Origin of the sequence: Streptomyces inhibens (genome assembly GCF_003389455.1) — a bacterium.
Lineage (GTDB): Bacteria > Actinomycetota > Actinomycetes > Streptomycetales > Streptomycetaceae > Streptomyces > Streptomyces inhibens.
In genome coordinates this window covers 1-2,483 of the sequence record NZ_QUAC01000051.1, presented here as the reverse complement: position 1 = coordinate 2,483, position 2,483 = coordinate 1, and the positions used below count along the sequence as shown (strand labels likewise).

At 68.6% G+C, this 2,483-nt stretch carries 2 protein-coding genes and 1 pseudogene; all 3 read right to left on the bottom strand.

Annotated elements, in window-relative coordinates; all coding sequences use genetic code 11:
- Nucleotides 1–302: 302 nt before the first annotated feature.
- Nucleotides 303–1,514, bottom strand: a complete 1,212-nt coding sequence (locus tag DY245_RS07410; protein ID WP_128504768.1) for an IS701 family transposase — start codon at nt 1,512–1,514, stop codon at nt 303–305.
- 121 nt (nt 1,515–1,635) lie between these two features.
- Nucleotides 1,636–1,823: pseudogene (locus tag DY245_RS45955) on the bottom strand (alpha/beta hydrolase); the annotation flags it as partial.
- 1 nt (nt 1,824) lies between these two features.
- Nucleotides 1,825–2,481, bottom strand: a 657-nt coding sequence (locus tag DY245_RS07405; RefSeq protein ID WP_244942894.1) for an alpha/beta fold hydrolase, incomplete at its 3' end; no start/stop codon positions are given.
- Nucleotides 2,482–2,483: the final 2 nt, after the last annotated feature.

Sequence of the window (2,483 nt, the reverse complement as noted above, 5' to 3'; positions counted from 1 at the left end):
ACAGTAGATCCGGGACACTCACGACCTTCTCAAAGATCGACTCCGCGTTCGACGGAATTTCGTGTCCGCCAACTCCCGTGATGAGCCACTGCCGTCGGCCGCCGAATCGATCTGCATGGTCAGCGCGTCAGCACCCGTCGCAGGCTGATCCCCCGACGAATCACTTGATCGAAGACACGCCCTAGTAGGGCTTTGTTAGGTGGTGTCGTAGGGCTGCCATGGGGTGGGTTGTCGGCAGGTGGGGCAGGTTCCGGTCCAGGTGGCCAGGAGGTGTTGGAGGAGAGTCAGGGCCTGGTAGTGGGTCAGGCCCTGGCAGGGGCTTTTGGGCAGGTCCGCTGTTCGGTCAGGAACAGGTGGGCGGCGGTGACGAGGGTGACGTGGCGGTGCCAGCCGGCGAAGGAACGGCCTTCGAAATGGTCGAGCCCGAGCGTGGTCTTCAGCTCGCGGTAGTCGTGTTCGATGCGCCACCGCAGCTTCGCGATGCGGACGAGGTCGCGGGCGGGGATGTCGGCGGGCAGGTTGGAGATCCAGTACTTGACCGGTTCGTCCTCGCCTTCGGGCCATTGGGCGATCAGCCACCGCAGGCCGATGACACCGTCGGGTGCCGGTTTGGGGCGGCGACCGGCGAGCCGGACCCGCAGGAACACAAAACGGGAGGTCATGGCTCCTTTGGAGCCCGTGCGCCAGGTGACGGCCTGGGCCCGGTCGCGTCCGGCGGCCAGGACGTGTTCGCGCAGACTCACCGGGCGGGTGCGGTAGCGGGGCAGCGGCCGTGGACCGAGCCCGCCATAGGGCGGCTCATACGGTTTTGCTGCCTCACCATGGGCGGTCAGCTCACCCTTGACCTGCAGCGCGTAGGCCAGGCGCCGGTCTTCCAGAGCATGCCGGAAGTCTGCGTTCGCGCTGTAGCCGGCATCCGCGACCAGCACCGCCGGCCGCAGCCCGACGGCGGCGAGCTCGTCGAGCATCTCCAGTGCGAGCTGCCACTTGGGCCGGTGATGCTCACCGTCGGGGATCCGGCAACGGACCCGTCGGCCCTCGGCCTCGGGCCCGTCCCAGCTGCGGGGCAAAAACAGCCGCCACGACAGCGGGCATGAAGCGGTGTCGGAGGCGGCATGAACACTCACGCCGATCTGGCAGTTGCCGACCTTGCCCAGCGTGCCGGAGTACTGCCGGGCCACCCCGGGCGAGGACCCCCCGTCCTTCGGGAAGCCGGTGTCGTCCACCACCCACACCTGCGGACGCACCACCGCCACTGCCCGGCGAGCCAGCCCCGCGCGGACCGCATCCACCGGCCAGGTCGAGGACGTCATGAACTGCTGCAACTGCTGGTGATCAACACCAAGACGCCCGGCCATCGGCTGCATCGACTTCCGACGCCCGTCCAACAGCAAACCCCGCAGATACAACCCGCCCTTCACCCGCTGGTCCACACGCGGCGCCAGCGGCACAAACACCTCCCCAGCGAACTCCTCCAACCAGCCACGACACGCAGCGAGTTCATCCGCCCTCATACCACCAGCGAACCACCAGACCCACGACCTGACCAGACACGTAACAAAGCCCTACTAGTTGCGGATGTGACATTCAGTGACCAACTTCGGTGGTGTTGGCCAGGACGGGCCGGATTCGGGTCTAGGCGCGGAAGGCCTTCCGAAGGAGTTCGCCGAACTCGGCTGGGTGCGTGGTCAGGCCGGTGTGCCCGCCTGGATAGTGCTGGAGTTCCGTGCCGAGACGCTCGGCCAGGAGAGCGGCCGGACGGTAGGGCAGCTCGCCACGTGAGTCCTGGCCGCAGGCGAGCACGAGCCGGTCCGACAGTGCCCNCTCGCCACGTGAGTCCTGGCCGCAGGCGAGCACGAGCCGGTCCGACAGTGCCCCCAGCCGGTGGATGTCCGGGGCGTAGGACATGAAGCTGGGCACGATACGCCCGACGAAGTACGGCAGGTTGGCCATTGTCCGCTCGGCCCGCGCCGCTGCTTGCGGCGGAAGCTTGAGCTCGGCCTTCGGCTCGGTGGTGTCGCCGTCCTTCTTCAGCCCCGCGGCGAACACGGCCATCGCCGGCATGAGCCCCTGAGCGTGAAGCGTTTCCTGCACGCGCGCGATGAGCGCGCGATGTTCGGAGGCATCCGGCAGGACCTCCACCATCGGCGGCTCGTGCGCCACGACGCGTTCGACGCGTTCGGGGTGGGCGGTGAGCAGGTGCAGGGCGGCGATCGCGCCCGAGCTGGCGCCGAACACCCGGGCGGGCTCACCGGGCGACAGCAGTTCCAGTATTCGGAACGCGTCGTCGGCGTGCTCGGCCACGTGCTGCTCGGCCTCGGGGTCGTCCAGCGTGCTGCGGGACATGCCGCGCGGGTCGTAGGTCGCGACCGTGTATTCGGCGGCCAGGTCGTCGGCGATGCCGTCGTAGGAGGCCGCGTCGCCCGCCCCTCCGGGGATCAGCAGCAGGAGCGGGCCCTGGCCGCGCACCTCGTAGTGCAGGG

Bases quoted from the DNA above. Each gene is read 5' to 3' on its own strand.
- DY245_RS07410 (WP_128504768.1), bottom strand. From the start codon at position 1,514: ATGAGGGCGGATGAACTCGCTGCGTGTCGTGGCTGGTTGGAGGAGTTC.